The organism is Spirosoma fluminis (assembly GCF_054778895.1).
In genome coordinates this window covers 1-22,099 of the sequence record NZ_BAAGZD010000016.1, presented here as the reverse complement: position 1 = coordinate 22,099, position 22,099 = coordinate 1, and the positions used below count along the sequence as shown (strand labels likewise).

Sequence of the window (22,099 nt, the reverse complement as noted above, 5' to 3'; positions counted from 1 at the left end):
CATGCCCTTTTCTTCAAAATTTGTATAGCTTACTCAAAACAAAGCGAAGCGGCTCCAAGCAGACCAGCGTCATTACCCAGCGTTGCGCGTTTGATGCTTAAACCGTTTTTGTAATAGGGGTTGAGCCAGTAGTCAAGCGTTTCGTTGACCGCGGGCAGGATATAATCAAACGAAGCCGATAGTCCTCCGCCAATCAACACCTGTTTGATATCCAGAATTTTAATCAGGGAAGCCAGCCCTTCGGCAAGTATCTCACCCACTTCACCCCAGATTTTCAGGGCAAGCTCGTCTCCCTCAGCCGCAGCCGCAACCAGGCCCGTTGTCGAAATACTGCCATCACCCGCCAGATGGGTTTCGCCCTGGAATTCGCTCCGGCGCTGGTTGGCGAGGTCTAAAAGCTCTTTTTTGCCAATGTTACGTTCCAGCACGCGGCCGTGGCGTGACGGAATATGCCCAGGCTCCATCGCGTTGCCGTCTCCACCGGTAAAGATCCGCTTGTTAATGATCGCGGCTCCACCTACGCCCGTTCCGAGCGTAATAAATATATAATTCTCAGTAATTTTTTCTTCGGCGAAGTAGTACTCGCCCAAAGCGGCTGCATTGGCGTCGTTTTCCAGGAAGAACTGAATACCAGGAAACCGTTTGGTCAGCAAATCAACCATTGGCAAACCGTTGATCTCGGGAATTGCCGTTATTTCGAGCGGAACGGTACGTTCTCGATTGAGCATGCCGGGCAGGCCAATGCCGACCTGTTTAACGTCTTTATTGGCTAATAACTGCAGAGCAACGGCATCACCAAAGCGCTCAATGAAGTGACCCGACTGGCGCCAGCTGATGGTATCGTGGCTGTAAAAATTAGAAATTTTGCCGGTCGTGGCGTCAACAATACCCATTTTGACGTTCGTACCGCCGACGTCAATACCCAGATACTCAACAGAAGACATGTACTTGCTATTCGATTACGTGGTTGCGATTTATACTGTAGGAAGAACGAAGTGGGCCGCAAGATACAAAAGAGTAACCAGTCGGAGCATAAAATGCCGTCGACTAATACGTAACAACCTTACTACAAGCTAAATATCGCCCAGCTGAGGCCGAATCAAGATCTCTTCAACAACGGCGCTCTTCGACAATGTATAGGCGGCCCAGGCACTCTCAGCTACGTCTTCGGCTTTCATGAAACGATCTTCGGGCAGATCGGTACCGGCCCAGCTAGCCGTCAGGGTTGCGCCCGGCAACATCGCCGTTACTTTTACGCCGTGAGGTTTAAGCTCCTCCCGGAGTACCCGGCTCATGCCCAGCAGGGCGTATTTGGAGATGCAGTACGAACCTCCGTTTGTATAAGCCGTAATACTGGCCGTCGAGCACATCATGAAAATATGGCCCTGCCGCCGATTCATCATATTTCCTACCAGACCCCGAGTCAGATGATAGGCGCTGGCTACGTTCGTATTTATCAACTGCTCGAATGTACCTTCGGCTTCGTTGTGAATCTGCCCAGGCTGAAAAATCCCGGTATTGTTGACCAGTACGTCGACGGGTCGGTTAAGTGAGCGAGCGTAATCGATCAGCGAATCGACGCCAGCGCGGGTTGACAAGTCCGCAGCAAACGGCAGCAGGCCGGGGCCTTGACTATCCTCAACGGAGCGGGCGCAGATGACGGCGTCAAATCCGCCCATTACAAATCGGTCAGCAATAGCCCGGCCGATGCCTTTAGTACCTCCCGTAACAACAATTAATGGATTCATAGCTGTACAACGTATCTCGAACGAATGCCTCTACCTAAAGACAGAGCGGTTTAGGATACGGCGCAAGTTACGTCAGAAACCATTCTACCTTTGTTGAAGTTCTCCCGAATGAATACCCTGAGCTGCCCGCCTGTGCAGCGCTCTGCTTTGCTACACGCTTTATATGTCACGTTTAGGTAATTATCTGATTTTTTTAGGCACGCTCTTCCGCAACCGGGAGAAACTTCGTGTCTATCTGGGCCTCATTCTCAATGAATGTACGTCGATTGGCGTCGGTTCCATCTTTATCGTAGCGCTGGTGAACACATTTATCGGGGCGGTTACCTGCGTCCAAACCGCGTACAACCTGACGAATCCTTTTGTTCCGCGTAACATCATCGCCCTGATCGTGCGCGACAGTACCATTCTCGAATTGGCCCCAACGCTCTCCTGCATTGTGCTGGCCGGTAAAGTTGGCTCGAACATAGCGGGTGAACTGGGTACGATGCGCATCACCGAACAGATTGACGCCTTGGAGGTAATGGGGATCAATTCAAGCTCCTACCTGGTACTTCCCAAAGTTATTGCGTCGGTACTGATGTTTCCGCTGCTCGTCATTATGGCCGGATTTCTGTCAATTCTGGGCGGTTATATCGCGGGTGTGTTATCGGGTGTGATTACGCCGGAAGAATACGTATCTGGCCTGCGTTTCGATTATAAACCATTCGGCGTTACGTTCGCTCTGATCAAAACAGTCGTGTTCGCGTTTCTGGTGTCAACGATTTCAGCCTATCAGGGGTATACAGTTAGTGGTGGAGCCCTCGAAGTCGGCAGTGCGTCAACGTCGGCGGTAACTAACAGTTGTATTGCCATCGTAGCCGCCGATTTTGTTTTAACCCAGGTCTTGCTCACCTGATAAGCGAATGAATGTCCGATTTAAGGTGTTCGTTCTTTACGTATGATTGACATTAAAAACATAACAAAGTCGTTTGGCGACCGACAAGTGCTGGCGGGTATTGACGGGTCGTTTAAGCCTGGCGACACAAGCTTGATTATTGGGGGTAGCGGTACCGGTAAAAGTGTCTTGCTTAAATGCATGATTGGCCTCGTCAAACCCGATACGGGCGAAGTGCTTTACGACGGACGTAATTTTCTGACGAGCAATATCGACGAGCAGAAAACGATTCGGCGAGAAATGGGCGTTCTATTTCAGGGATCAGCGCTGTTCGATTCGAAGACCGTACTGGAGAACGTTCGCTTTCCGCTGGATATGCTTACCGAGCAGTCGGAAGAGGAAAAAGTAGAGCGGGCTCAGGAGTGCCTTCGGCGGGTTGGTCTAGATGGGGCCGCCGACCGAATGCCGTCCGAAATTAGTGGCGGCATGAAAAAGCGGGTGGGTATTGCCCGCGCCATCGTACTGAATCCCAAATACCTGTTCTGCGACGAACCCAACTCCGGTCTTGATCCGCTGACATCCATCAAAATTGATCAGCTCATTAAGGAAATCACCGATGAGTTCAAGATTACGACCGTTGTGATTACGCACGATATGAACTCAATGATGGAAATCGGCGAAAAGATCATGTTTCTGTACCAGGGTAATAAACTGTGGGAGGGTACCAGCGATACGTTAACGCACTCGGATGTGCCGGAGCTAAACGAATTTATTTACGCCAGCAAGCTGATCCGGGAAATGCAGAAGTAACAGGTGGACATTGATGTATACCAGCGATCAACTTTCCTGATCGGGCTTAGAACCGCCAGCGTGCCTGTACCTTTACTTCCGATTTATGCGGAGCACTAATCTGGTCGAGGTCCGAACCCACTGTATCCTGATTGGTAAGATCTGTTCGGGCCCAGCGCACCCACACGTCGAGGTAGCGGCTCAGGTTATACTGCACCAGCACGTAATGGCGGACGCCCCGGTCGAAATAAGCGGGAAACGAAAACGCATACAATACGTCCCGTTCGTAAACGTACTGTCGGCTATCGTAGTCATCGGTACTGAACAACGCAGCCCGCCCGCTTACGCTAAATCGCCGGTACTCAAACGTAACATCCTGAACCAGCGCAACACCCTGCGAAGCGGTTTGACCTGCATACCGAAACTGGCCCCATTGTACCCGCGACCGCAGCGATAAACCGCGCATCGGTGCGTAGTCAGCATTTATGGCGTACTGACGGCGGGTTGTCCCGACAACCTCTTTGACTTTGCTGGCTGGCCGATTCTTTTCTTTGTGCTCTTCGTGATAGAATGCGTAAAAAGCCGTCTTCCGGTTGGGCGTGTAGCGAACCTGTACTAAATAGTCGAATCCGCTCGATGGCTTATCAACCAGGTATTTTAACCACGGAAACCGGTAGAAATCAGCAAACCCGCCCACGGTCAGTTTCCGGTATACCGTATACTTGATGCCCAGGTAGGCGCCGGTTTCGTTACTGCTGCGGCTCCCTTCGCCGAACGCGTTGCTGTAAAAGCTGTGAAAATTCCGGTCGTAATGACGGAGTACTGTTGCGACATCAACTCGTTTGGTAAGACTACCTACGGCCCCTCCAACGACGCCAACGCCCCCGCTGTTCGTTTGTGAACCTGTACTGCGGGCTAGTTCCCCAAAGAAATTCCAGTTATGGTATACATAACCACCGTGAATCCCAACAACCAGATTCTGCTTACCCGTAAATTCATACTGATTATAAGGCAGGTCACGCTTTCGAAACAGCTTGTCATACGTTGTCTGCAATACGGTTAGACCCAGTTGAAGCTGCTGGCGGGTATGGTACAAAACATGGGCACCAAGATTGGTTTCGAGCAAACTGCCCTGATCGTCGAGCTCCGACAGCGTACGGTGCAGGCCGGATGTTTGGATCGACGTAGCAATGACACCTTCGGTTGTATTTCCAAGAGCCGTATTCGCATCCCGTCGGTTTCGAGCAGCCAGAACGGTCAGATCTACATGAGGGTGTAAGGCATACGTAGCAGCAGCCCCGCGAAAATAGCCGTACTCAGTCAGCGATGTGTAGGGGCGGGCACCCAGCGTCGGACGCCGGACGGTTTGTACAGTTTCAGCGCTTTTACCCAGCGCGAACCCGCCGGCCAGAACGAGCCCCTGCCCTGCCTGCATCTGGTAATCGCCAAGTATAATATTCCGCCAGCGGCCCCGGTTCTGGATCTGCGCGTGAAATGACAGGTAGTCAAGGCCGTAGCGACGCGCCGAAGGTTGCCAGCCGAACGTTTCTCCAGGGTCTTTCTCTGCCGTCACGCCGATGCTGAACGCGTGAGGTCGGTTATAGCGGTATCGGGCGTACCATTGTCCAGCATTACCGGCGTAACGCGTAGGTAGATTACCCTTTTTATCAGCAATGGCCTCCGAAAAGCCTTTCTGCTGTTCAATGATCTGTTCATACCGAACGATCAGGTAATTATCGGTGGGAGTAGGCAAGGAGCCGAACAACCTCGACGTACCCTGCACCGTTACGAATGGCAACAATCGACGAATTGTTCCTACGTCGAAGTCGGGTACGGCCTGAAGCTCATACAGCGACAGAAAATCGCCATAATCTGCCCGGTACGTGATCAGGCTGGTTAGCTGACGTTCGGTCAGCAGATTTGTAGCGCTTAGTTCGTCGCGGCTGGCCCGGTTCAGATCCAGCGGGCTGGCGTAGAACTGCGCCAGCGCATCGTAAACAGCCTGATAGTCGACCCCCTCCGACTGGACCGGAAACAAATCCTGTACGTACCGACTAATATCGACAGAGCGATCAGGAGAGACCGGCGATTTGGGGCTTTGCGAGTAAGCAGCAACAGCCATGAGCCAGATGCCCATAGCCAGAACGTAAACAGTACGCAACGTTTTCTTTAGTCAAGGTACGGTGATATGCCACCGACTACCGGGGCATTCGATTCGATTGAAAAGAAACGTTGTACAGGTGTGGTTGAGTAGTTGCTGCGGGGCTGGGCCTGCCGTTGGGCTTACGAAAACCGACGCTTTAGTATTTCGACCAGTTCGCTGACTTCATCACTGCTCATGTCCCATAAGTACTGAGACGCGTAGCGGTACGAAATCAGATCGAGCGCCTGCCCGTAATTGTTCAACGTATCGATCTCTTCAATAGCCTGATTATAGGCACTGGTATTGCCGTTGAACAGCTGGTTTATAAACCGAAACTTCTGGTTCAACGAGATACTCCGCGCAATACTTTCGATCGGTGCCCGGTGGAACGTTTCGGCAATACTGGCTGGCTCAGTCGTGGTCGTCTCCCGGAGTCGGTCGTTCAAAGAAGCTCCATCTGCCGATGGTGCAACCGGGCTGGTATCCAGGGCAGATGGCTGGCTGATGGCTCCGGTCTCCACCTGCGAGGGCTGGCTGATCGGCGCAACCGGTTCCGGTCCTTCGTGACCATTCAAGAACAGGGGGCCGTGCGAACTGGTATCGTCGACGGGCGCGGGGGTTGGGTCCGGCTGCGGAGGAATAGCCGGGGCTACGGCTTCCGGTGTTGCATCAGCGGGAACTAACGGGGCTGGAGGCACAACAGGTTCGGTTGCGGTATCAAAAAATGAGCGGGCATTGGCCGACGGAATTGTATCCGGTACGTGGCTGCGTAGCAGCGCCGGTACGTTCATGGGCACCTTCTCCGAAAACAGAGCCACAAATTTGTCGTAATGCTCTAATTCATGCGCCCGTTGCGCGAAGGCTTCATCAAGATACGTTAAAGCCTGGTTGACGTACACAAACGATTTTCCATTCATTCGCTGGGTCAAGTATTCCGGAATGAACTGGTTGATTTTTGTGTACCGCGTAATCTGTTTGAGCGCATCGGCCGTCAGCGTAAACTCCGGCTGTCCGCGAAGAATCTCATCAAAATAGGCCCGTGGGTCAAAAATCATGATTATGGTTCGGCGAACTGCATCGACAAGCAACGGTTCCAGATGCTCCCGGCGCACGGAAATATGCTGGGACACCACATTCATAAACGCTTGCAGAGCCTCCTGCACGTCGGCGTGGGTAAAGTCGAAGTAGGGGCTGCGAAACTTCTGCGCATCGGCCCGCCATTTTTCCGACAAGCTGCTAATAACGAATAAGTTGATCTGGCTGATTGGCGTCAGCGATAAGATTTGCTGTCCACTAATTACCGAGTGGTTTTGGTAAAAGTCAGCGGCTATCCGACGAGCGTAGGACTTGCTATATTCGGTAAGAGCGTTGGCGTTAAACTTGTTCGACATTAGGAAAAGCCTTTGTTTTGTAACTACATGAATTGAACCTATACAACCCTTCTAGGTTCACACTCTTCAAAATACTTGCCAATCTTCAACGCCAATATACCTAATTAATTCGGCACGGTTTGGCAAATGTTATCCTACTGTTGTACCCGGTTTCTTTTTGAACAGATCGCGGGCGCCGTCAACCGCCGATTCCTCCATTTCATCTAAGTACTGCTGCGTCGTGGTGATCTGCTCGTGACCCAAGGCGGTCTTGATCTGCATGACGTCCAACCCTTCCCGGCGGGCCAGATCGGCGAAGCTGTGGCGGAAGATATGCGAGGAGAGACTTTTTTCGATGCCCGCCAGCTGAGCGGCTTTGATCAGGTTATCCCGGATGAGGGTAACCGGGCCTTTGAGCTTGATCCGCATGTGATACGCGCTGTAGCCTTTGTCGATCGCTTTGCGCAGGTAGGGGAACACCAGATCATCGGGACCCTGGCAGGCCTGGCGATAGGGAGCCAGCAGTTCGATGCACTGATCGGGCAGTAAGACGTTCTTGGGCTTACCCGTTTTGCTCATCTGATAGATCAGCCGGTGCTCGGTCTCGCCGTTCTGCTGAATAACTACGTAGTTGGACAGCCGCAGCCGGAGCGCATCACCGACCCGCATGCCGTGGGCGTAATACATCATCAGGGCGATATCGCGCGCCCGGCGCATAGGCGAACCCCACGTCAGGTCCAGCTCCGCCAGCCGGTTAATCTCATCCTCGTAGAGCCGGTGCTTCTTGGTCTTTTCTTTGGGAATCTTTACCCGTCGAAACGGATCGATGACCACGGCCGGTACGCTGGCCAGTTGCTGATTGTCCTCGACGGCCTGAAAGAAAATCGACTTTAGCCGCGAGTGATACATCCAGGCCGTGTTATTGGCCCGGTTGCTCAGTATCCACACCTTCCACTCCTTCAGAAACGGAATCGTCAGTTCGTCGAAGCGTACATCGGAGAGGTTTCGGCTCGACAGAAACTTACCAAAGGCTTTCACCGCATCGAGGTAGGTATCCGTCGTCGAGGAGGTGCCCCGGCGCTGGATATAAAAATAGGCGTACTCGAGGAAGGTCGGCAGCTGGGGAGCATCTGCGGGTTTGGATTCAGCCAGCGGCTCACTGGCTTCGAGGAGGGCCTTTACCCGGTCTGCTGTGGCGCCGACCGGCAGGGCATCGATCACCGCCAGCGCCCGGTCGTAGAGCTGAGCCAGCGAATGGTTATGGATGCCGTGGTTCGGATGACCTGAACGAATCCAGTTGGAGAGTTCACGCTTTCCTTTGGGGTTAAAGGCGCTGGGCGCTACGTCGATGGGCGTCGATACAAACCGGTTGGTTCGGTCGGCCGTGATGCGAAGCCGGACGTTTTTCTTGCCGTCGGTCCGGGCCTCGTACTTCTGGACAATTTTCAGGGTGATCTTGCCCATACGGGTAATTATAATCTGGCTCTCCAGTAGTCGTAGACGTGCCAGATGTGACGAATGTCGGCCATCGGTACGCGCAGTTCGGCCCCGCCGTTATCGCTCCTCAGCGTGACGGTATGGTCGACCCAGTCGATGGCCGCCAGGCGTTTGATGGTCAGCTCATCGCGGAAGTCAACGAGTACGATCTTGTTGAGGTGCGGAAACTGGCCCGGTTTGAGCCGGTAGGCCAGCATTTCGTAGCCCGCCTTCAGCTCGGGCTCCATCGAGTCGCCATTGACCTCGACGATGTTATGATCGTCGGGTTTAACCCCGGCATAAAGTTTGTCGGGCGGAATCGTTACGTGCTCGCGTTCGGTTTCGGGGCCGGTAAAGTAGGCCACGTAGCCTAAGCCCGCCCGCGCCCGGATCGGAATTTTAACGATCGAAAAGCCGGCCTCGCTTACCTCGACGGGACGAATGCGCCGACTGGGCTGGGGCTGCTCCGGACTGCCGAACACCTCGTCGTAGGAAGCTCCGAGCGCTGACAGGATCGCGTCGCGGGTGTTAAATTCAAACGAAGCCGTATCGAAATATTTCGATACGGTTGATTTGCTTTTGCCCATCCGGGAAGCCAGTTCGGAATCGAGCGGGCCGTGACGGTCCATGTAGTCGCGCAATAGCTGCCCCTGATGCTGGATCGGGGGCCGGGCGGGAAGCTCACCCACTGGCCACTGCATCGGCTCCTCGCCCCACTGAAGCCACTCCAGCCGGGCGCGGGTGGCCCGCTCGATGGCCCGAAGGTGCACCTCACTGAACTCGCGCCGACCGCCCGATTTGAGCAGTTTCGACAGCACCGATTCGTCAATGTTAACCATTCTGGCAAACACCCGTTGCAGTCCATCTGCCTTAAGTTCAATGAGTTGTTCGACCCGCGCCCGGACAGCTTCGTTGTCAACTTCCATCCCTTGCAATTCGTAGTAAAGTTCAGGTATCATACCGTCGAAAAAATATTTGTTCGTAATAGTTTGCAAATAGTTCGTATTATTTCGGAACTTTGGAAACTATAGTACGAACGGTCGTTTTCCGCGATAGTTCGCATAATGTCCGTGATAATACGCAGAATATGGGGCGCACACAAAAAAAACCTTCGGCTGTACAACTCGATCCGAAATTATTTAGTGAGATAAAAGCCGCTATCGTTTCGGTCGGTCCGACGAAACTGATCCAGGATTACAACCTCAAGAAGACCTCCCTCTTTAAGTATAAGCGGGGGCAGGGTGTCGAACCCGCCATCGAACGTCAGATTCTGGTGGCCTTAAAGAAAGCCGGTTCGAAGAACCATTCGGCCTTAGCCAAGGAAGTAGCGAGCCTACACGCTGATTAATTTGTGATATGGAAGTCCCTACTAAAGAGGAGTTTAACCAACTCAAGGAACAGCTATGTGCCTGCCAGCGTGATTTAAAGCTGGTAATGGGACTGCTTACCGGCCAGCAGTGGATTTCGCGCGAGCAGGCGATGACGGCGCTCGACGTATCGAAGACGACGCTTTGGAAGCTGACCAAGCTGAACCAGATCGCCCATCGCCACGAAGGACGAAAGATCTTATACGAAGTTTTTAGCGTTCGGTCGTACCTGGAGAAGCAAAAAATCGACCCGACTGCGGTCGATCAGCGCCTGCTCAGGGCCGCTTTTGCCTGACCTTTCCCTCTGTTTACGAAGAAACCGACCCCATCAACGATAAGGCCGGTTCTGATTTGGTATCAATAGTTCGCATCAGTTCGTGCGATTGACAAAAATATTTGTTCGCTATTGTTTGACAATAACGCGAACTATTACGAACTTTGATTGTCAATATAAAACTAGAGCACAAAGGTAATGAAAACGAACACGCTAATTATCGCCCTCTACGGCAACCCCGGAAACGTAGAACGGCTATCGGGCCACTACAAGGCTGATTTTGAAACGAAACAGCAGGCGACGTATTCAATCGAAAATGGCCTGGCTACCATCACCGAGTTAAGCCCTGTCATCTGCACGCACCTGAGTTTGCCCCTGCCGTTCGTCGTGCCGGTAAACGATCTCGGCTCGGGCCATTTGCAGCGCATCGACATCAACGCCGACACGCTTCTTCCGCATCCGGCCACTTGCCCGACGAACGCCTGGGCTGACCGGCGGACGCAGCACCCACTGCTGCCTGACGCATCGCTCAACCTGATCATGGCTGACTATAGCGGCCTTCACTAATCCTCACTGGCCCGGCTAACAACCGGGCCCCAAACCTTACCGACATGAATATCGCCCGCATTGCCCTTTTGTTTCAGCATTCAAACCCTGGCAGCGAAGAAACCAAGCGTTTGCACTGTGTACTGACCGTCTGCGTGGTGGCGGCTAAGCTCGAAGCCGACGCTCAATCGAAGTACATGAAGCGCCTGGTTAGGCTGGACGATGAGTCGGCCACCTTTTCGATTGACGATATAATGGAATATATCCCGACCGAGCCTGACGGTAAGAAGCGGTACAAAATCTATCAGGTACTCGACGCGATCGAGCAACTTAAGGCGAAGGGCTACATCGACGACAAGAACGATGACTTTGAAACGATCCAGCTGACCGATTTCCTATTCGAGCAGATTGCCAAGAAGTGGATGGAATCGAGGTGTATTCGCCGGTTTGAGTTTGGCTATACAGGAATATATACCCGCTCCCAAAGGAAGGCAGATCGCATCTATAAAATCCGGGTGGCCATCCAGGCACGTGGTGGCTACAAAGAGAAAGGAGCGGTGTACGCATGAACCCGATGCTAACCTGTTTCGGCTTTTTTCTCGCCTTCGCTCTGGTCGCTCACTTCGCCTATGGCCTGAGCCGACTCATCCTTCTCTTTGGTAACGACTGGCCTATGCGACACCCGAACCGGGTACGTCAGCGGTGGCGGCATCGACTACGGCGTAAAGGCCGACTGATCTGGTACCGTACCATTCTGCCGACCGGTCTGCTGATCCTGGGCCTGCTGGCCTTCGGTCGGCTGCTGTTCGTTCTATCGGCTCATGGTCTAATGTGGTGGTAGGATGAATCAGCAAAACCAACGACTCAGCGCCCGACTGGCCGCACTGGCCTTTGTACAGGCCAATGGTGAGGAGTTGCCCGGTGGCGACGATCCGCAAACGCTAACCGTCTTCTTTGCCGACGTACTGATCATGTTCGAAAATCAGTCACGGCCGTTCTGGCCGAGCTTCAGCGCCCAGGATAAACTACACATTGTCAGGGGTTCGGCCGCGTTTATGATGGCTAATAACCTGCCAGCTCTTAACAACCGGCTTGAATCAAAAGACCGTTTTGACTGGCGATTCAAGCTCTGTAAGTTAATCCTAACCTTCATGGCCGACCGGCAGCGCTACGAAGCGGATGTAGTTGAGGCCGATGGTGCTCTCGACGCCCTGCTAGAACGCTATTTTCTGGTCTGGGAGGCTTTTCATTATCCTATGCGCTACGACTGCCTGGTTCGGGGCATTGACCTCGACGAGCGAATACCTATGCCTTTCACCCCTTGCCCCAACTAAGCTATGACTAAGCCCAAAACCGACGAGGTCGGCATTCTGATCGCTTACGGCCTGTTTATGGCCTTCGGCGGACTGATGCTGAGCTTCTCGCTAATCCTGCTCTGGCCAAAAATCAAGGCTCTTTTTGAGTGGATCACAACCCCGTAATCCTATGAGTACCGAAACCATATGTCTGGCTCAAATTGCCGCGATCGATTGCTCCCTGCAAGCGATACTACCTGACGTGTACCTAGCCCAGATCGACGATCAGCGACTACTGGCAACCAACGTAGGTTACCTCTATGACTTTGCTAGTCTGGAGTCAATGGCCGCTCAGGCGCGAACGCTACTGCGTGTTGTGGATTCGATCCGTTCAACCTACGATACTGGCGAGTTTAACCAGTGGGTCGATTCGCTCAATCAACAACGGCTCAAACTCCATCAGGAGCGCGACCAGGCCCATGCCAGTGCCCTGAAGGCTGCTACCAGTAGAGGCACTCCAACGCAGGTGTATCTGATGCGAAACGAGCAGGCCGGTCTCTACAAGATTGGCCGGTCTCGCAATCCATCGACCAGAGAACGAACACTTCAGGCAACCGAGCCGCAGATTACCCTGATCAAAGCCTATCCGGGGACTTCGAAGGACGAAGCGCACCTGCATGAATTCTTCGCTCATAAGCGGATTCGGGGCGAGTGGTTTAACCTGGATGAGGCTGATTTAACCCTTTTTCATTCCTATTTCAAATGACAGTTGACCGGAGTGATCTACACTCCTTCAACTGGGTTCTAGCCTGCGAGATAGGAGTCGAAAAAGCCATTATAGTGGGAAACTTCCAGTTCTGGATTTCCGGTAATGAAGCGCGTAAAAGCGAGGCTCATTACCGGAAGGGGGAGTACTGGACCTATACCACGGCTGCTGACCTGGCTGCAAAATATCCCTATCTCAAGGCTCCGTCGATCTACCGCTGGCTGAAAGAATTGAAAGAGGATGGGTGGATTAAAACCGATAATTTCAATGAGCATCCGCTGGATAAAAAGACCTGGTACGGCCGGGGAAAGCGGCTGATCGAGTGGCTTTCGGCTCCGAATTATCAAACTGATAAATCGAGTTCTCAAACCGATAAATCCAATTATCAATCTGATAATTCGGACTATCAAAATGATAATTCGAGCTCTCAAACTGATAAATCGGATTATCAAAATGATAATTCGCCTATATATAAGGATACAGATATTGAAACAGATAATAATACAGATATCTATCCAGAGAGCGAAGACGAAAAAAACGCGCTCGCGAATGCCGATGAGTCGATAAGCGATTCAGACCTACCGGCTGAAGTGCCCTCATCAAACCCCCGTTCCGCGGCCCCCCTTTCTTCTCCCGAACCCGTTGCCGAGCCGACCGGCGAGGAACCGTATCACGAAGCCGACTCCATCGATGCAGTCGAAGCCGAGCGGCTCGAATTCACTAAGATGCTTCAGGGGGAACGCCGACTCATTGAAGGGCTCAGCCGATCGCAGCAGATTCGGGGCGAAGAGGCTCTGGACTGGATTGAGCAGTTCGTCACCACCCAATGGTCTATAGATCGGCTGAAGAACCGATCGGTTTCGGACCTGAGGGATCATTGCCAGAAATGGATCAAGATTCAACTCGAAATCAAAAAAGATCGTGAACAACGTGAAGCAAACCGCCAGCTCAGCCGCCCAGGAGGTGGCCAGCGTAACCAACCCACAGACAGCCGTTATGGCGCGGCACACGCAGACCGATTCGGATCAGCAGACTACGCAACCGCCTTTGGCCTTGTTGATGCCTATGCTCAAGCAAGTGGTCTCAACGGACGACAAGATTCAGACAGCGATGATTCAACGCAACAGTTCTGAGATCGCCCAACTGGGCCAGGTACGTCAAAGCCAGATCATGGCCCTCGGTATCGGGCTGGCAGGTATAAATGCGACTTCGCTGCCCGCCGTACTCAAACACGGCCAGCAGCTATCACTCCTGCGCAAGACCGACGAGCCGACTTTACTGAAGGCCCTGATCGTTCTGATCGGCTTAACCAACGACGCCCTGAATGTAAACCGCATGAGCCCGGTGCAGATGCTCGATGCGGCCCGGCACATCCTGAAAACCTACTGGTATTTCAAGCCCGAGGAGATCGCCTACGTCTTCGACCAGGGTCGGTCAGGTAAGTACGGCAAGTCCTACAACCGGCTGGATCTGGAAGTGCTGACTAACTGGCTGCACGCTTACGATACGGACGAGCGGCTGTCGATCTGCGAGCGCGGACGGAGTGAGAACGTCGATAATGAGGAACAGAAGCTATCGACTCAGGCCGTAGTCGATTCTTACCAGCGCTTTGCTGAAGGTGAGCCGCTGCTGCAAGAGAAGATCGAAGCCGAGCGTCGGAACGCCGACTACCAGATTCGACGCCAGACCCACAATTACCATGTCTTCCGGGAAAGCTATTTCCAGAAGCGGGACGCTAATCAATCCACCACACCAGACCATGACAACGTACCAACTGCCGAATCGTCGGGCTAAAGTCCAGTATTGCAACGGGATCGACCCAGATAAAGTGAAATCAGGTTTCGCCAGCTACGACCGGAAAACGAATACCTGGGTCCGCTACGAAGCCCTCGAACCCCTACCCCTGCTGCGAGCCAGTACCGAATACAAGGTCAACGAGTGCGAGTTTTTCGTCGAGGCTGGCTGGCAGAACCAGGGGATGAACACGTACCAAATGGAGACGCTGCCGGCCGGTTTCGCCCGGTGGCCAGCCCTTCGACAGTGGGCGTACATGTTCGAGCGGGGCGTATCGGTCGGGACCAACTTCGGGGCTGGCTACTGGATTATCAGCATCCTGAAAGCGCTGAACTACACGGTTCACGAGTACCGGCCGAGAACGGCCAAGTGGGATGCCAAGCACCTCAAGCTCTATACCGGCATCACCGGCCGAACCAACCAGGATGTTAGGGATTCGATCCGGGCAGCCTATTTAAACCGCTAATCAATTAATCTATTTCAACCATGCTTGGACACCTGTTTTTCTTTTTTGGCCTGATCATCTTTATTATCGATTTCGTTCGCTTCCAGAATTTTCGCGCCAACGACGAATTCAATCGCAGGGTACTAGAAAGCGTTACTCGATTAGTCGTTCGACTGCTCAGCGTCAGACTCTGACGGGTCCGAATCGCTATTGGCTGGATCGGAAGGTGGCGTCGAATCGACAGCTTTGGTGCTGAGTGCCGCCTTTAACTCGTCGCGCTCTTTGGTCATCCGCGTGAGCTGACCTTTGAGCGTACTGATCTGTTTTTTGTACTTGGCTTCGATCTCGGCCGCATCGGCTGACTCGTCGCCTTCCTCTTCGTCACCGGCTTCGTCGGGATTGGCTTCGAGCCAGGCGGGATTGACCTTGATCAGCTCACTGTAGCTGGGATTCGCTTCCAGAATTTCCTCCGCCAGTTCGTCGGTGAGAATTTTACGGTTCTCGGTTTCTTCGCCGTCGTTGGCGATCGAATAACTCGCGCCGGGCAGCATCAAGAGGCCCGCGCCGATAATGATGAATTTCTTAAGAGTAGACACAGGGGTAAGCTGTTTAAGTTGATACAAAAAGTGGTGGCGGATATCAGACCACACCGAGGAGCAGGGCTGACAATCGGGCGGAGCGCCGATGTCAAGTAAATACTGCTTCTTCAGCGTCGCCCGATCATCCTCCGATAGCTCGCCCCCGGATGCCAGCCGACGAGCGATCGGTTCGATGTGGGAAAGCATAGACTTAGGCGTCAGCGGTCGTCAACGTAGCCAGATACGAGGTCGTATCCTCGAGTCCGCCCGGATCGGTTTTGTGCAGCAGCGTCTTGGGCAGGCTGATTTCTTCGGGAGCGCCGAGAGTAACCACGAACGCGCCTTTGTTGTCGTCGTTGGGCCGGTAGACGAAGCTCGTCCGGCGCATGCCCGTTTCAGCCCCGTACACCTCGTAATCGCCAGCAGTCCGCTTGGTGATCAGGATAAGGTCTTTGCGGCTCAGCAGCGCTTCGATCTCCAGCTTGGTAGCGGGAGAGTTAGAGAAGATCATCAGCACCGCCGTCTGGGGCAGGGTGAAATCGAACTCCGTCTCGGCCGAGCCGACGCTGAAGTCATTCGAGTAGTTGCGGCCTTCGTAGGCGAACAGCTTCTCGCCCGTCTTCAGGGCAATGCCGGTGATGATGGTCGAGTTGGTCGCGTCGTAGGTAAAGGCGATCTCCTGGGCGTCGCGCATACCCAGCAGGACTGTTTCGTCAACCCCTTTGGCGAGCGCCTTCTGGCCGCAGCGCTTGAGGTTCTTCTTGATTTTCTTTGGATCGCAGACTCCCATACGTTGGGGTAGGATATGGTTTAAGTCATAAGAGCTACCTCGTTGTCTTGGTAGCTCTTACGGCGGATGGTTACAATCAGGTTGCTAATGAACGGTAGCTTGTATACGTTCGCAATTAATAAGCGACCGATACGTACTTTTCCTCGGCGATCATGCAGTCGAGCAAATACATCAATCGAGCGTTCCACTTCTTGTCCTTACGCTCGTACCAGATTTCCATCGCCGTCGGATCGGTGGTATCGCCGTCGATGCCCAACTGGAAGTTGTCTTTCAGCGTCAGGATCACCCGGTGCGGCATGGTCAGTTTGCCGGCCAGGTTGAAGTCGGATTCGAGGAACTGATCGACGATGTCGACGATGATGAGGGGCACCCCGCGGAAGGTCAGGACTTCCTGACCGTCCTGCAGCTTGGTAAACGAGCTTTCCAGCGCTTCCTTGGATTCGAGATAGATTTCGTAATCCTCGTATATCGCCCGCGTGACGTAGAGCACTTTCAGGTTCTTTTTCGCCTGCTTGAGAACCGTTGACTGGTTCTTAAAGACGCCTTTCAGAATCTCGTAAGAACGACCAGCCGCCAGATCCTGGGCTCCGGCATTACCGGCGTTCTCAGCGATGGTATACCGCTTGAAGAGGTTAGCGGCCACAGCTGCGAAAATCTTCGTCCAGAAGCCGTCGATCTGGTTGTAATGCGGTACGTCGCCCGCCCCGTTGGTCAGCTCACCGGCGACGATGCCTTTCTTCGAGAGCCAGACCATGCGCAAAAAATCGGAGTAAGCCGCCGGCTCCAACAGCTCGAGCAGAAACTTTTCGATCTTGGTGTTGGTCAGATCGGGTCGCTCAGAGCCGGACTTGAGGTCTTTCTCGTGGAAGGTGCCCTTCAAATCCGTATAGCACTGATCGACCCAGGCCTCGACGCCTGTCGGGTCCCAGAACTTCTCGGAGCGATTGATGCTGGGGTTGCTGGCCGAGGAACCGCAGCCGGCGTCCTTCTTGGTGATCTTGTAGATCGGGTCAGCGAAGATGACCTGCTGCTTCGTCTTGACGCCGAAGACAACCTTGATGAACTCCTCAATTTTGCCGGTCGCGATGGCCGGACGGATGATGTAATCAACCGCCATATCCCCCGTATAGGTAAGGGGGGTACCTGTCAATAATGACGCCATTGTGTGAGATAGAAAATTGGATGGTGTGGATAGAATCGGTTGGGTTCGGGCCCGATCAAAACCCGCACGTATTGGGCGGTATCTTACTTGGATTCGGCGGTTTTGCCCAGGCCCCGGTTCTTACGCTCCTCCAGCATCGCCTGACGCTCGGTTTCTTCGTCCGACTCAACCTTAGCCCGCGCCGAAACCGGTTTGGTAGTCTTGTTTCCCGCCGGAATGTTGAGGTCAGCCGATTCGCGGGAACCCAGCAGAATCTTCATTTTGGCGTTCACGGTTCCGATTGTTGACTCCATAGCGGTAACCCGGCCTTCCAGCGCCGTTTTTTCCTGTTGCAGCGTCGCGTTTTCCTGGCGAAGCGTTTCCAGTTCGGCCCCGTCGTCGCCCGAAGCCGTTACAGTCGTCTCGTTCGACGCCGTGGTGTCGACTGATTCTTCGCTGGTGAGCGATTCAATCTTACCGTCTTTGACCACGATCGTGACGTTGCCTACTCTGTAGCTGCCATCGGGGGCTGGATCTGACCCTTTCCTGACGACATCGCCCTCGGCGTAGTTATCGCCCCCATCGACGGTCTCGATATCCAGCTCCTCGCCGGAATCGGTCGTTACTTTTCTGGCGACGATCGTTTTACCGTTCAGGAGCGCCGTTACGGACGCACTGACGCGCGACCATTTGTCTTTTAGAATCTTCATTGTGCTTTCGGAAATTGATTGGGTACTGGGTGTGGATGCAGGTGGGGTAGCCTCGGCGCTAGCCGCTACGGAAATAGGTGGTTTAGCTGGCGGACGACAGGAGTACTTAGCCTGAACGGGTTTAGCGATTGACGTCGCAAAGCTGTTGGCGACAGCTTCCTCGGCAGTCATAAACGAATCCTTGCTCATCAGCTCGGCGACCGCTTCGGCATCAAGGCCAGTGACTTCGATGTAGATGGCCGCCATGCGCTCGTTGTAGCTGTCGATAAAGTCGGCAATCGTCCGCAGTTCGTCGGCCGTACCTTCTCCGCCACCAGAAGCCTGGTGGACCATGAAGGCGACGACGTTCTCGTAGATCAGCCGGGCTTTGTTACCCGCCAGGAACACGATCGTTGCCGCCGAGCAGCACTGACCGATGACGACCGTCGTAATGGGGACGCCGTACGAGCGAAGCAGGTCATAGATACCGAGTCCTTCGGCCATGTCACCCCCGCAGGAGTTGATCGTTACCTGGATCTCGTCGAACTGGCCCTGCCAGGTAAGCTGCTCACGCACCCCCTGAATGGAGGCCATGTAACTGTAGTAGGAAATTTCGCCTTCGAGGAAGACACTCGCTGTTTTAGCCACGGTGGATACGCTTGGAGTCGCCTATTGCTCGTCAAAGCTATTTCGCAGAGTAAGACCCCTGACGCGTGGCAAAAGAGAAGTCTAGACTTATTCGCTGGGCGAGCCTCCTCTCCCCTACCGCTCCTCGTAGCTTCGCTCTACGATGATGCTCTCCACACTCGATCAGATCACCCAAACGCTCGGCCTCGTCTTTCTCTATGGTGAACCCCAAGCCTTCGATGTCGAAGCCGACCGCGAGACCGATCCCGGCCTGAATACGCCCGGCAGGGAGCAGTTTATTCTTTATCACGAAGGTTACGTCGGCGGGCCCCTACGGGAGGATGCCCAGGGTGCCTTCGAGCCCAATTATGCCCTGAAGTTGTACGTCCTATTGCCATCTCAGCAAACCGATCAGCCCGTACACCGCAGGCCCGGTTTTGAGCAACTCGAACCCCTACTGTACCACGTACTCGACAAGTTGAGAAAAGACTACGTACTCTCGGGCATGATCATGAAGGAAGGGATCAACCTGACGAACCGGAATCTGGACGGCATTCAGGTGGCCCTCACCGCGACACCTAAAATCCTGAGCGTCCTATGCTAACTGATGTGATCAGTCCGATCTTGGCCGATGGCATGAACGACCTGCTCGCTCAGGTGCAGGAAAGCCAGCGCTCCAAAGGAATCCGCGATACCGGAGCATCGGCCGCAAGTTTGCACGTCGAACTCGTCAGCTCCGACACAACGATCGCCGGCCAGCTGCGGGGCTTCGAGCGGTTCCGCTACCAGCAGAACGGACGTGGGCCGAATAAAAGCCGGAAGCCATCTCGTGAACTGGTCGAACGCATTCGGGGCTGGGCTCAGCGGCACGGCATCGAGATCAAAGCCGCCTACCCCATCGCGCTCAAGATCGCCAGCGAAGGCATCGAGGTGCCAAACCCGCATAACCCCGGTGGCGTGCTGAGTGACGTACTGAATCACGATAACGTAAAGGCGCTGCTTCGCCCTCGCATCCGTCAGGCGACGTTTAAAGAGCTTAAATCCCAATTGTTCAATCTCGAATAATCCAGTCCATGAAATCTCAATCCATGCCCCTGCCCCTCTATCTGGGTCTCATCTTTGCCATTGTCTACGGCTTCTATCAGTACCGCTATAGCCAGACCGAGCGAACGGTCACTTTCATCGTTCAGGATAAAGCTATCAAAACGTCGGGGGGCGGTAAAGAGGCAATCAAATCGGTCTACATGATCTACACGTCGGCGGGTGTCTTCAAAAACGAGGACGACTGGCTCCGTTCAAAGTATAACTCCTCGGACGTCTACAACCAATTTCGGGTCGGGCACACCTACACGGCTGTCGTCATCGGCTGGCGCAGTCCTTTCTTTTCGATGTATCCTAATATTCTGAGAGCATCGCAGGGCATACCGCCTGGCGGGTTTGAGTTGCCAGCACCTGCGGCCATCGAGCCAGTCGGCGAGGGTAACACATTTGATGCTGGTCGAAACTTTTCTACTCCTGTTGTTCTCGATTAATTCGTATGCTGACCTCCACCTTCGATCTGACGTTTGATCAGACGTTCCAGTATTTACAGCTCTCACCCGCTCCGGTGCTGGCTGATCCCTGCCAAACGCCCGGGGTGTACCTGATGTGGCTCACCGTCTGCGGCTGGACCGGCTATCTGTTTTCGGGCAATACCGATACCGACGCGCAGGTCGAGTCGGGCGGTTCCTTCGAGCAGGCCCGTGTCGATCAGGATACGATCAAAATCAGCCGCGACGTGCTGACCATCCGGGCCGGTAGTCTGACCGAAGCGGCCATGCGTACCTTGCGAACTCTGTACGAAAGCCCGAAGGTATTCGCCCAGGCTCCCAACCGAGACGGGCAGATTCGGTTGCTTCCGGTCCGTATCGAGCCCGGTACGTTCGGCGTCTGGCGGGAAGCCAGCAGCCGGTTTCGGCTCGAAGCCAAACTGCTCTTTCCCAAACGAAGTTCCCAACGCGTGTAAGCCATGGATGAGAAACGAATTACCAAAATGCTCGAGCGGGCCATGACCAGCCAGCTCAAACGCTACTCGGCTCTGAGTCATCCCAAGCGAGCTACCTGCTACGGCCGCTGGCTGTATAACGACATTCGCTCGATCAACGAGCTGCTTCTTTCCCGCTACCAATGACTGATCAGGACGGCCTGTACCTGGATGCACATTGACCTTTTGGCTGCCTGGCAGACGAACGAACGTAAAACCAAACAACGCCCGGCTTCTTAATGAGGCCGGGCGTTTCTATATACCTCCTCTCCGCTTAGTAACTATATTCGGCTAGTCATATAATACATAGTTAATTCAATCAGGTCTTTAGTAGCTTTACCGAAGAAATAACTTTTTGTCATTCAATAGATTAGCTAAACATGAAGCACTTGTTTACCTTTCTCTTGTTGCTCACTGGCTGGATGAGCTTCTCATCAGCTCAGGCACACACTCAACTCCTGGAGCGTGAAGCACGCCGGGATAGGCCCCGCACCCAGCTAGTTCCTACCCCGCCGAAGCGAACTGCTGCTCCGGCTAAAGTAACCCTCACGCTGCCTACGTCCAATGGCCGGCTGGCGGCTGCCACGACGCAAACCTTCTCCTATACGGGGTCTATCGTCACCTGGACGGTGCCTGCTGGTGTAACCTCCTTGAACATCGAAGCCCGGGGAGCCGAAGGGGGGGATAATCTAATTTCGGATTACCGTGCTGGTAAAGGAGCCATCCTTACCGGCACGGTGTCGGTCACCCCTGGTCAGTCGTTAAGTATTCTGGTGGGGGAGCAACCTGATAGAGTAAATGATGGGGGTGGTGGCTCGTTTGTGGTCACCGGCACTGACCCGCTCGACCCCACCCCCCTAGTGATCGCCGGAGGGGGCGGGGGAAGTGGAAATATTAACGATTCGGATCAAAAGCATGGGCGGGCTAGTAGGGGCGGAGGTGCAGGTGCAGGTGGGGGTGGTGCTGGCGGAACTGATGGGCAGGGCGGCCAATCGCTTAGCGGCCTCGGAGCCGGTGGCGGGTTACGTACAGACGGAGGGGGGAATTCCAGGTTTAGCGGCAAGGCGTTTATTAACGGGGGCCAGGGTGGTTTAAATAATGATGATGATTTCGCTGGATTCGGAGGTGGCGGTGCCGGAAGTGGTATTTTACGAGCTGGGGGAGGTGGGGGTTACTCAGGTGGCGGTGCTGGTGGTGATCCTAGCGGTTCTAGTGGTGTTGGTGGGGGTGGCGGCTCGTTCAATGCGGGCACCAATCCCAGCAGCCTAACTGGAGCAAGCGGCCAATCGGGCGATGGTCTGGTGATTATCTCTTTTATACCATCCATCCGCTACGTTAAGCAGGACGGTACAGGTGACGGCTCT

At 54.0% G+C, this 22,099-nt stretch carries 29 protein-coding genes; 19 read left to right on the top strand and 10 right to left on the bottom strand.

Features of this window, described 5'->3' with window-relative positions; translation table 11 throughout:
• Nucleotides 1-29: 29 nt before the first annotated feature.
• Together ACYVBJ_RS18145 and ACYVBJ_RS18140 are read right to left on the bottom strand one after the other, a co-directional pair.
• Complete coding sequence (locus ACYVBJ_RS18145) at nucleotides 30-944, bottom strand: ROK family protein (RefSeq protein ID WP_460983722.1); 915 nt, start codon at nucleotides 942-944, stop codon at nucleotides 30-32.
• Between the two features lie 129 nt (nucleotides 945-1,073).
• Nucleotides 1,074-1,748, bottom strand: coding sequence for an SDR family oxidoreductase (locus ACYVBJ_RS18140; RefSeq protein ID WP_460983721.1), 675 nt, complete (start codon nucleotides 1,746-1,748; stop codon nucleotides 1,074-1,076).
• A 163-nt stretch (nucleotides 1,749-1,911) separates the two neighbouring features.
• Here ACYVBJ_RS18140 and ACYVBJ_RS18135 point away from each other — a divergent pair, with 163 nt between their 5' ends.
• Nucleotides 1,912-2,643: an MlaE family ABC transporter permease gene (locus tag ACYVBJ_RS18135; RefSeq protein WP_460977119.1), complete on the top strand. Its 732-nt coding sequence runs from the start codon at nucleotides 1,912-1,914 to the stop codon at nucleotides 2,641-2,643.
• Between the two features lie 42 nt (nucleotides 2,644-2,685).
• Complete coding sequence (locus ACYVBJ_RS18130; protein WP_460983720.1) at nucleotides 2,686-3,432, top strand: ABC transporter ATP-binding protein; 747 nt, start codon at nucleotides 2,686-2,688, stop codon at nucleotides 3,430-3,432.
• A gap of 46 nt (nucleotides 3,433-3,478) precedes the next feature.
• Here ACYVBJ_RS18130 and ACYVBJ_RS18125 read toward each other — a convergent pair whose 3' ends face one another.
• The 4 genes from ACYVBJ_RS18125 to ACYVBJ_RS18110 all read right to left on the bottom strand — a co-directional run bounded on the left by ACYVBJ_RS18125 (nucleotide 3,479) and on the right by ACYVBJ_RS18110 (nucleotide 9,359).
• The gene (locus ACYVBJ_RS18125) at nucleotides 3,479-5,533 is read right to left on the bottom strand and encodes a ComEA family DNA-binding protein (protein ID WP_460983840.1); all 2,055 of its coding nucleotides are present in this window, start codon (nucleotides 5,531-5,533) and stop codon (nucleotides 3,479-3,481) included.
• 161 nt (nucleotides 5,534-5,694) lie between these two features.
• Nucleotides 5,695-6,945, bottom strand: a complete 1,251-nt coding sequence (locus ACYVBJ_RS18120; protein ID WP_460983719.1) for a hypothetical protein — start codon at nucleotides 6,943-6,945, stop codon at nucleotides 5,695-5,697.
• A gap of 129 nt (nucleotides 6,946-7,074) precedes the next feature.
• Nucleotides 7,075-8,388, bottom strand: coding sequence for a tyrosine-type recombinase/integrase (locus ACYVBJ_RS18115; protein WP_460983718.1), 1,314 nt, complete (start codon nucleotides 8,386-8,388; stop codon nucleotides 7,075-7,077).
• 8 nt (nucleotides 8,389-8,396) lie between these two features.
• Nucleotides 8,397-9,359, bottom strand: coding sequence for a S24 family peptidase (locus tag ACYVBJ_RS18110; RefSeq protein WP_460983717.1), 963 nt, complete (start codon nucleotides 9,357-9,359; stop codon nucleotides 8,397-8,399).
• Nucleotides 9,360-9,418: 59 nt separating this feature from the next.
• Between ACYVBJ_RS18110 and ACYVBJ_RS18105 the strand changes: the two genes are divergently transcribed.
• From ACYVBJ_RS18105 to ACYVBJ_RS18055, 11 genes are all read left to right on the top strand, one after another.
• The gene (locus tag ACYVBJ_RS18105; RefSeq protein ID WP_460983716.1) at nucleotides 9,419-9,748 is read left to right on the top strand and encodes a hypothetical protein; all 330 of its coding nucleotides are present in this window, start codon (nucleotides 9,419-9,421) and stop codon (nucleotides 9,746-9,748) included.
• 8 nt (nucleotides 9,749-9,756) lie between these two features.
• Nucleotides 9,757-10,062 (top strand): helix-turn-helix domain-containing protein, encoded by a 306-nt coding sequence (locus ACYVBJ_RS18100; RefSeq protein ID WP_460983715.1) that lies wholly within the window; start codon nucleotides 9,757-9,759, stop codon nucleotides 10,060-10,062.
• Nucleotides 10,063-10,239: 177 nt separating this feature from the next.
• A complete protein-coding gene (locus ACYVBJ_RS18095) occupies nucleotides 10,240-10,608 on the top strand; it encodes a hypothetical protein (RefSeq protein WP_460983714.1) in 369 nt (122 codons plus the stop codon).
• A gap of 44 nt (nucleotides 10,609-10,652) precedes the next feature.
• Nucleotides 10,653-11,156, top strand: a complete 504-nt coding sequence (locus tag ACYVBJ_RS18090; protein WP_460983713.1) for a hypothetical protein — start codon at nucleotides 10,653-10,655, stop codon at nucleotides 11,154-11,156.
• Between the two features lie 5 nt (nucleotides 11,157-11,161).
• Complete coding sequence (locus ACYVBJ_RS18085) at nucleotides 11,162-11,428, top strand: hypothetical protein (protein ID WP_460983712.1); 267 nt, start codon at nucleotides 11,162-11,164, stop codon at nucleotides 11,426-11,428.
• Between the two features lies 1 nt (nucleotide 11,429).
• Nucleotides 11,430-11,921, top strand: a complete 492-nt coding sequence (locus tag ACYVBJ_RS18080; RefSeq protein WP_460983711.1) for a hypothetical protein — start codon at nucleotides 11,430-11,432, stop codon at nucleotides 11,919-11,921.
• Between the two features lie 3 nt (nucleotides 11,922-11,924).
• Entirely contained in the window at nucleotides 11,925-12,068 is a 144-nt protein-coding gene (locus tag ACYVBJ_RS18075; protein WP_460983710.1) for a hypothetical protein, read from the top strand.
• Between the two features lie 4 nt (nucleotides 12,069-12,072).
• Entirely contained in the window at nucleotides 12,073-12,648 is a 576-nt protein-coding gene (locus tag ACYVBJ_RS18070; protein ID WP_460983709.1) for a GIY-YIG nuclease family protein, read from the top strand.
• A complete protein-coding gene (locus tag ACYVBJ_RS18065) occupies nucleotides 12,645-13,781 on the top strand; it encodes a hypothetical protein (protein WP_460983708.1) in 1,137 nt (378 codons plus the stop codon). Before ACYVBJ_RS18070 ends, ACYVBJ_RS18065 begins: the two co-directional genes overlap by 4 nt.
• Nucleotides 13,759-14,442 (top strand): hypothetical protein, encoded by a 684-nt coding sequence (locus ACYVBJ_RS18060; RefSeq protein ID WP_460983707.1) that lies wholly within the window; start codon nucleotides 13,759-13,761, stop codon nucleotides 14,440-14,442. The genes ACYVBJ_RS18065 and ACYVBJ_RS18060 overlap by 23 nt, the downstream gene beginning before the upstream one ends.
• On the top strand, nucleotides 14,408-14,908 hold the full coding sequence (locus tag ACYVBJ_RS18055; protein ID WP_460983706.1) for a hypothetical protein: 501 nt from the start codon (nucleotides 14,408-14,410) through the stop codon (nucleotides 14,906-14,908). The genes ACYVBJ_RS18060 and ACYVBJ_RS18055 overlap by 35 nt, the downstream gene beginning before the upstream one ends.
• Before the next feature lie 140 nt (nucleotides 14,909-15,048).
• Here the strand turns inward: ACYVBJ_RS18055 and ACYVBJ_RS18050 are convergent, their stop codons facing one another.
• The 4 genes from ACYVBJ_RS18050 to ACYVBJ_RS18035 form a co-directional block, all read right to left on the bottom strand.
• A complete protein-coding gene (locus ACYVBJ_RS18050; RefSeq protein WP_460983705.1) occupies nucleotides 15,049-15,672 on the bottom strand; it encodes a hypothetical protein in 624 nt (207 codons plus the stop codon).
• 4 nt (nucleotides 15,673-15,676) lie between these two features.
• Nucleotides 15,677-16,255, bottom strand: a complete 579-nt coding sequence (locus ACYVBJ_RS18045; RefSeq protein ID WP_460983704.1) for a hypothetical protein — start codon at nucleotides 16,253-16,255, stop codon at nucleotides 15,677-15,679.
• A 115-nt stretch (nucleotides 16,256-16,370) separates the two neighbouring features.
• Nucleotides 16,371-17,405, bottom strand: coding sequence for a hypothetical protein (locus tag ACYVBJ_RS18040; RefSeq protein WP_460983703.1), 1,035 nt, complete (start codon nucleotides 17,403-17,405; stop codon nucleotides 16,371-16,373).
• Nucleotides 17,406-17,500: 95 nt separating this feature from the next.
• Nucleotides 17,501-18,733 carry a Clp protease ClpP gene (locus ACYVBJ_RS18035; protein WP_460983702.1) on the bottom strand — a complete coding sequence of 411 codons (1,233 nt, stop codon included), beginning with the start codon at nucleotides 18,731-18,733 and terminating at the stop codon, nucleotides 17,501-17,503.
• Between the two features lie 142 nt (nucleotides 18,734-18,875).
• Here ACYVBJ_RS18035 and ACYVBJ_RS18030 point away from each other — a divergent pair, with 142 nt between their 5' ends.
• The 6 genes from ACYVBJ_RS18030 to ACYVBJ_RS18005 all read left to right on the top strand — a co-directional run.
• On the top strand, nucleotides 18,876-19,316 hold the full coding sequence (locus tag ACYVBJ_RS18030; RefSeq protein ID WP_460983701.1) for a hypothetical protein: 441 nt from the start codon (nucleotides 18,876-18,878) through the stop codon (nucleotides 19,314-19,316).
• Complete coding sequence (locus ACYVBJ_RS18025) at nucleotides 19,310-19,777, top strand: hypothetical protein (protein WP_460983700.1); 468 nt, start codon at nucleotides 19,310-19,312, stop codon at nucleotides 19,775-19,777. Before ACYVBJ_RS18030 ends, ACYVBJ_RS18025 begins: the two co-directional genes overlap by 7 nt.
• 8 nt (nucleotides 19,778-19,785) lie before the next feature.
• On the top strand, nucleotides 19,786-20,244 hold the full coding sequence (locus ACYVBJ_RS18020) for a hypothetical protein (RefSeq protein ID WP_460983699.1): 459 nt from the start codon (nucleotides 19,786-19,788) through the stop codon (nucleotides 20,242-20,244).
• A 5-nt stretch (nucleotides 20,245-20,249) separates the two neighbouring features.
• Entirely contained in the window at nucleotides 20,250-20,717 is a 468-nt protein-coding gene (locus ACYVBJ_RS18015; RefSeq protein ID WP_460983698.1) for a hypothetical protein, read from the top strand.
• A 3-nt stretch (nucleotides 20,718-20,720) separates the two neighbouring features.
• Nucleotides 20,721-20,882 (top strand): hypothetical protein, encoded by a 162-nt coding sequence (locus ACYVBJ_RS18010; protein ID WP_460983697.1) that lies wholly within the window; start codon nucleotides 20,721-20,723, stop codon nucleotides 20,880-20,882.
• Between the two features lie 233 nt (nucleotides 20,883-21,115).
• A partial coding sequence (locus tag ACYVBJ_RS18005; protein ID WP_460983696.1) for a hypothetical protein occupies nucleotides 21,116-22,099 on the top strand: 984 nt, incomplete at its 3' end.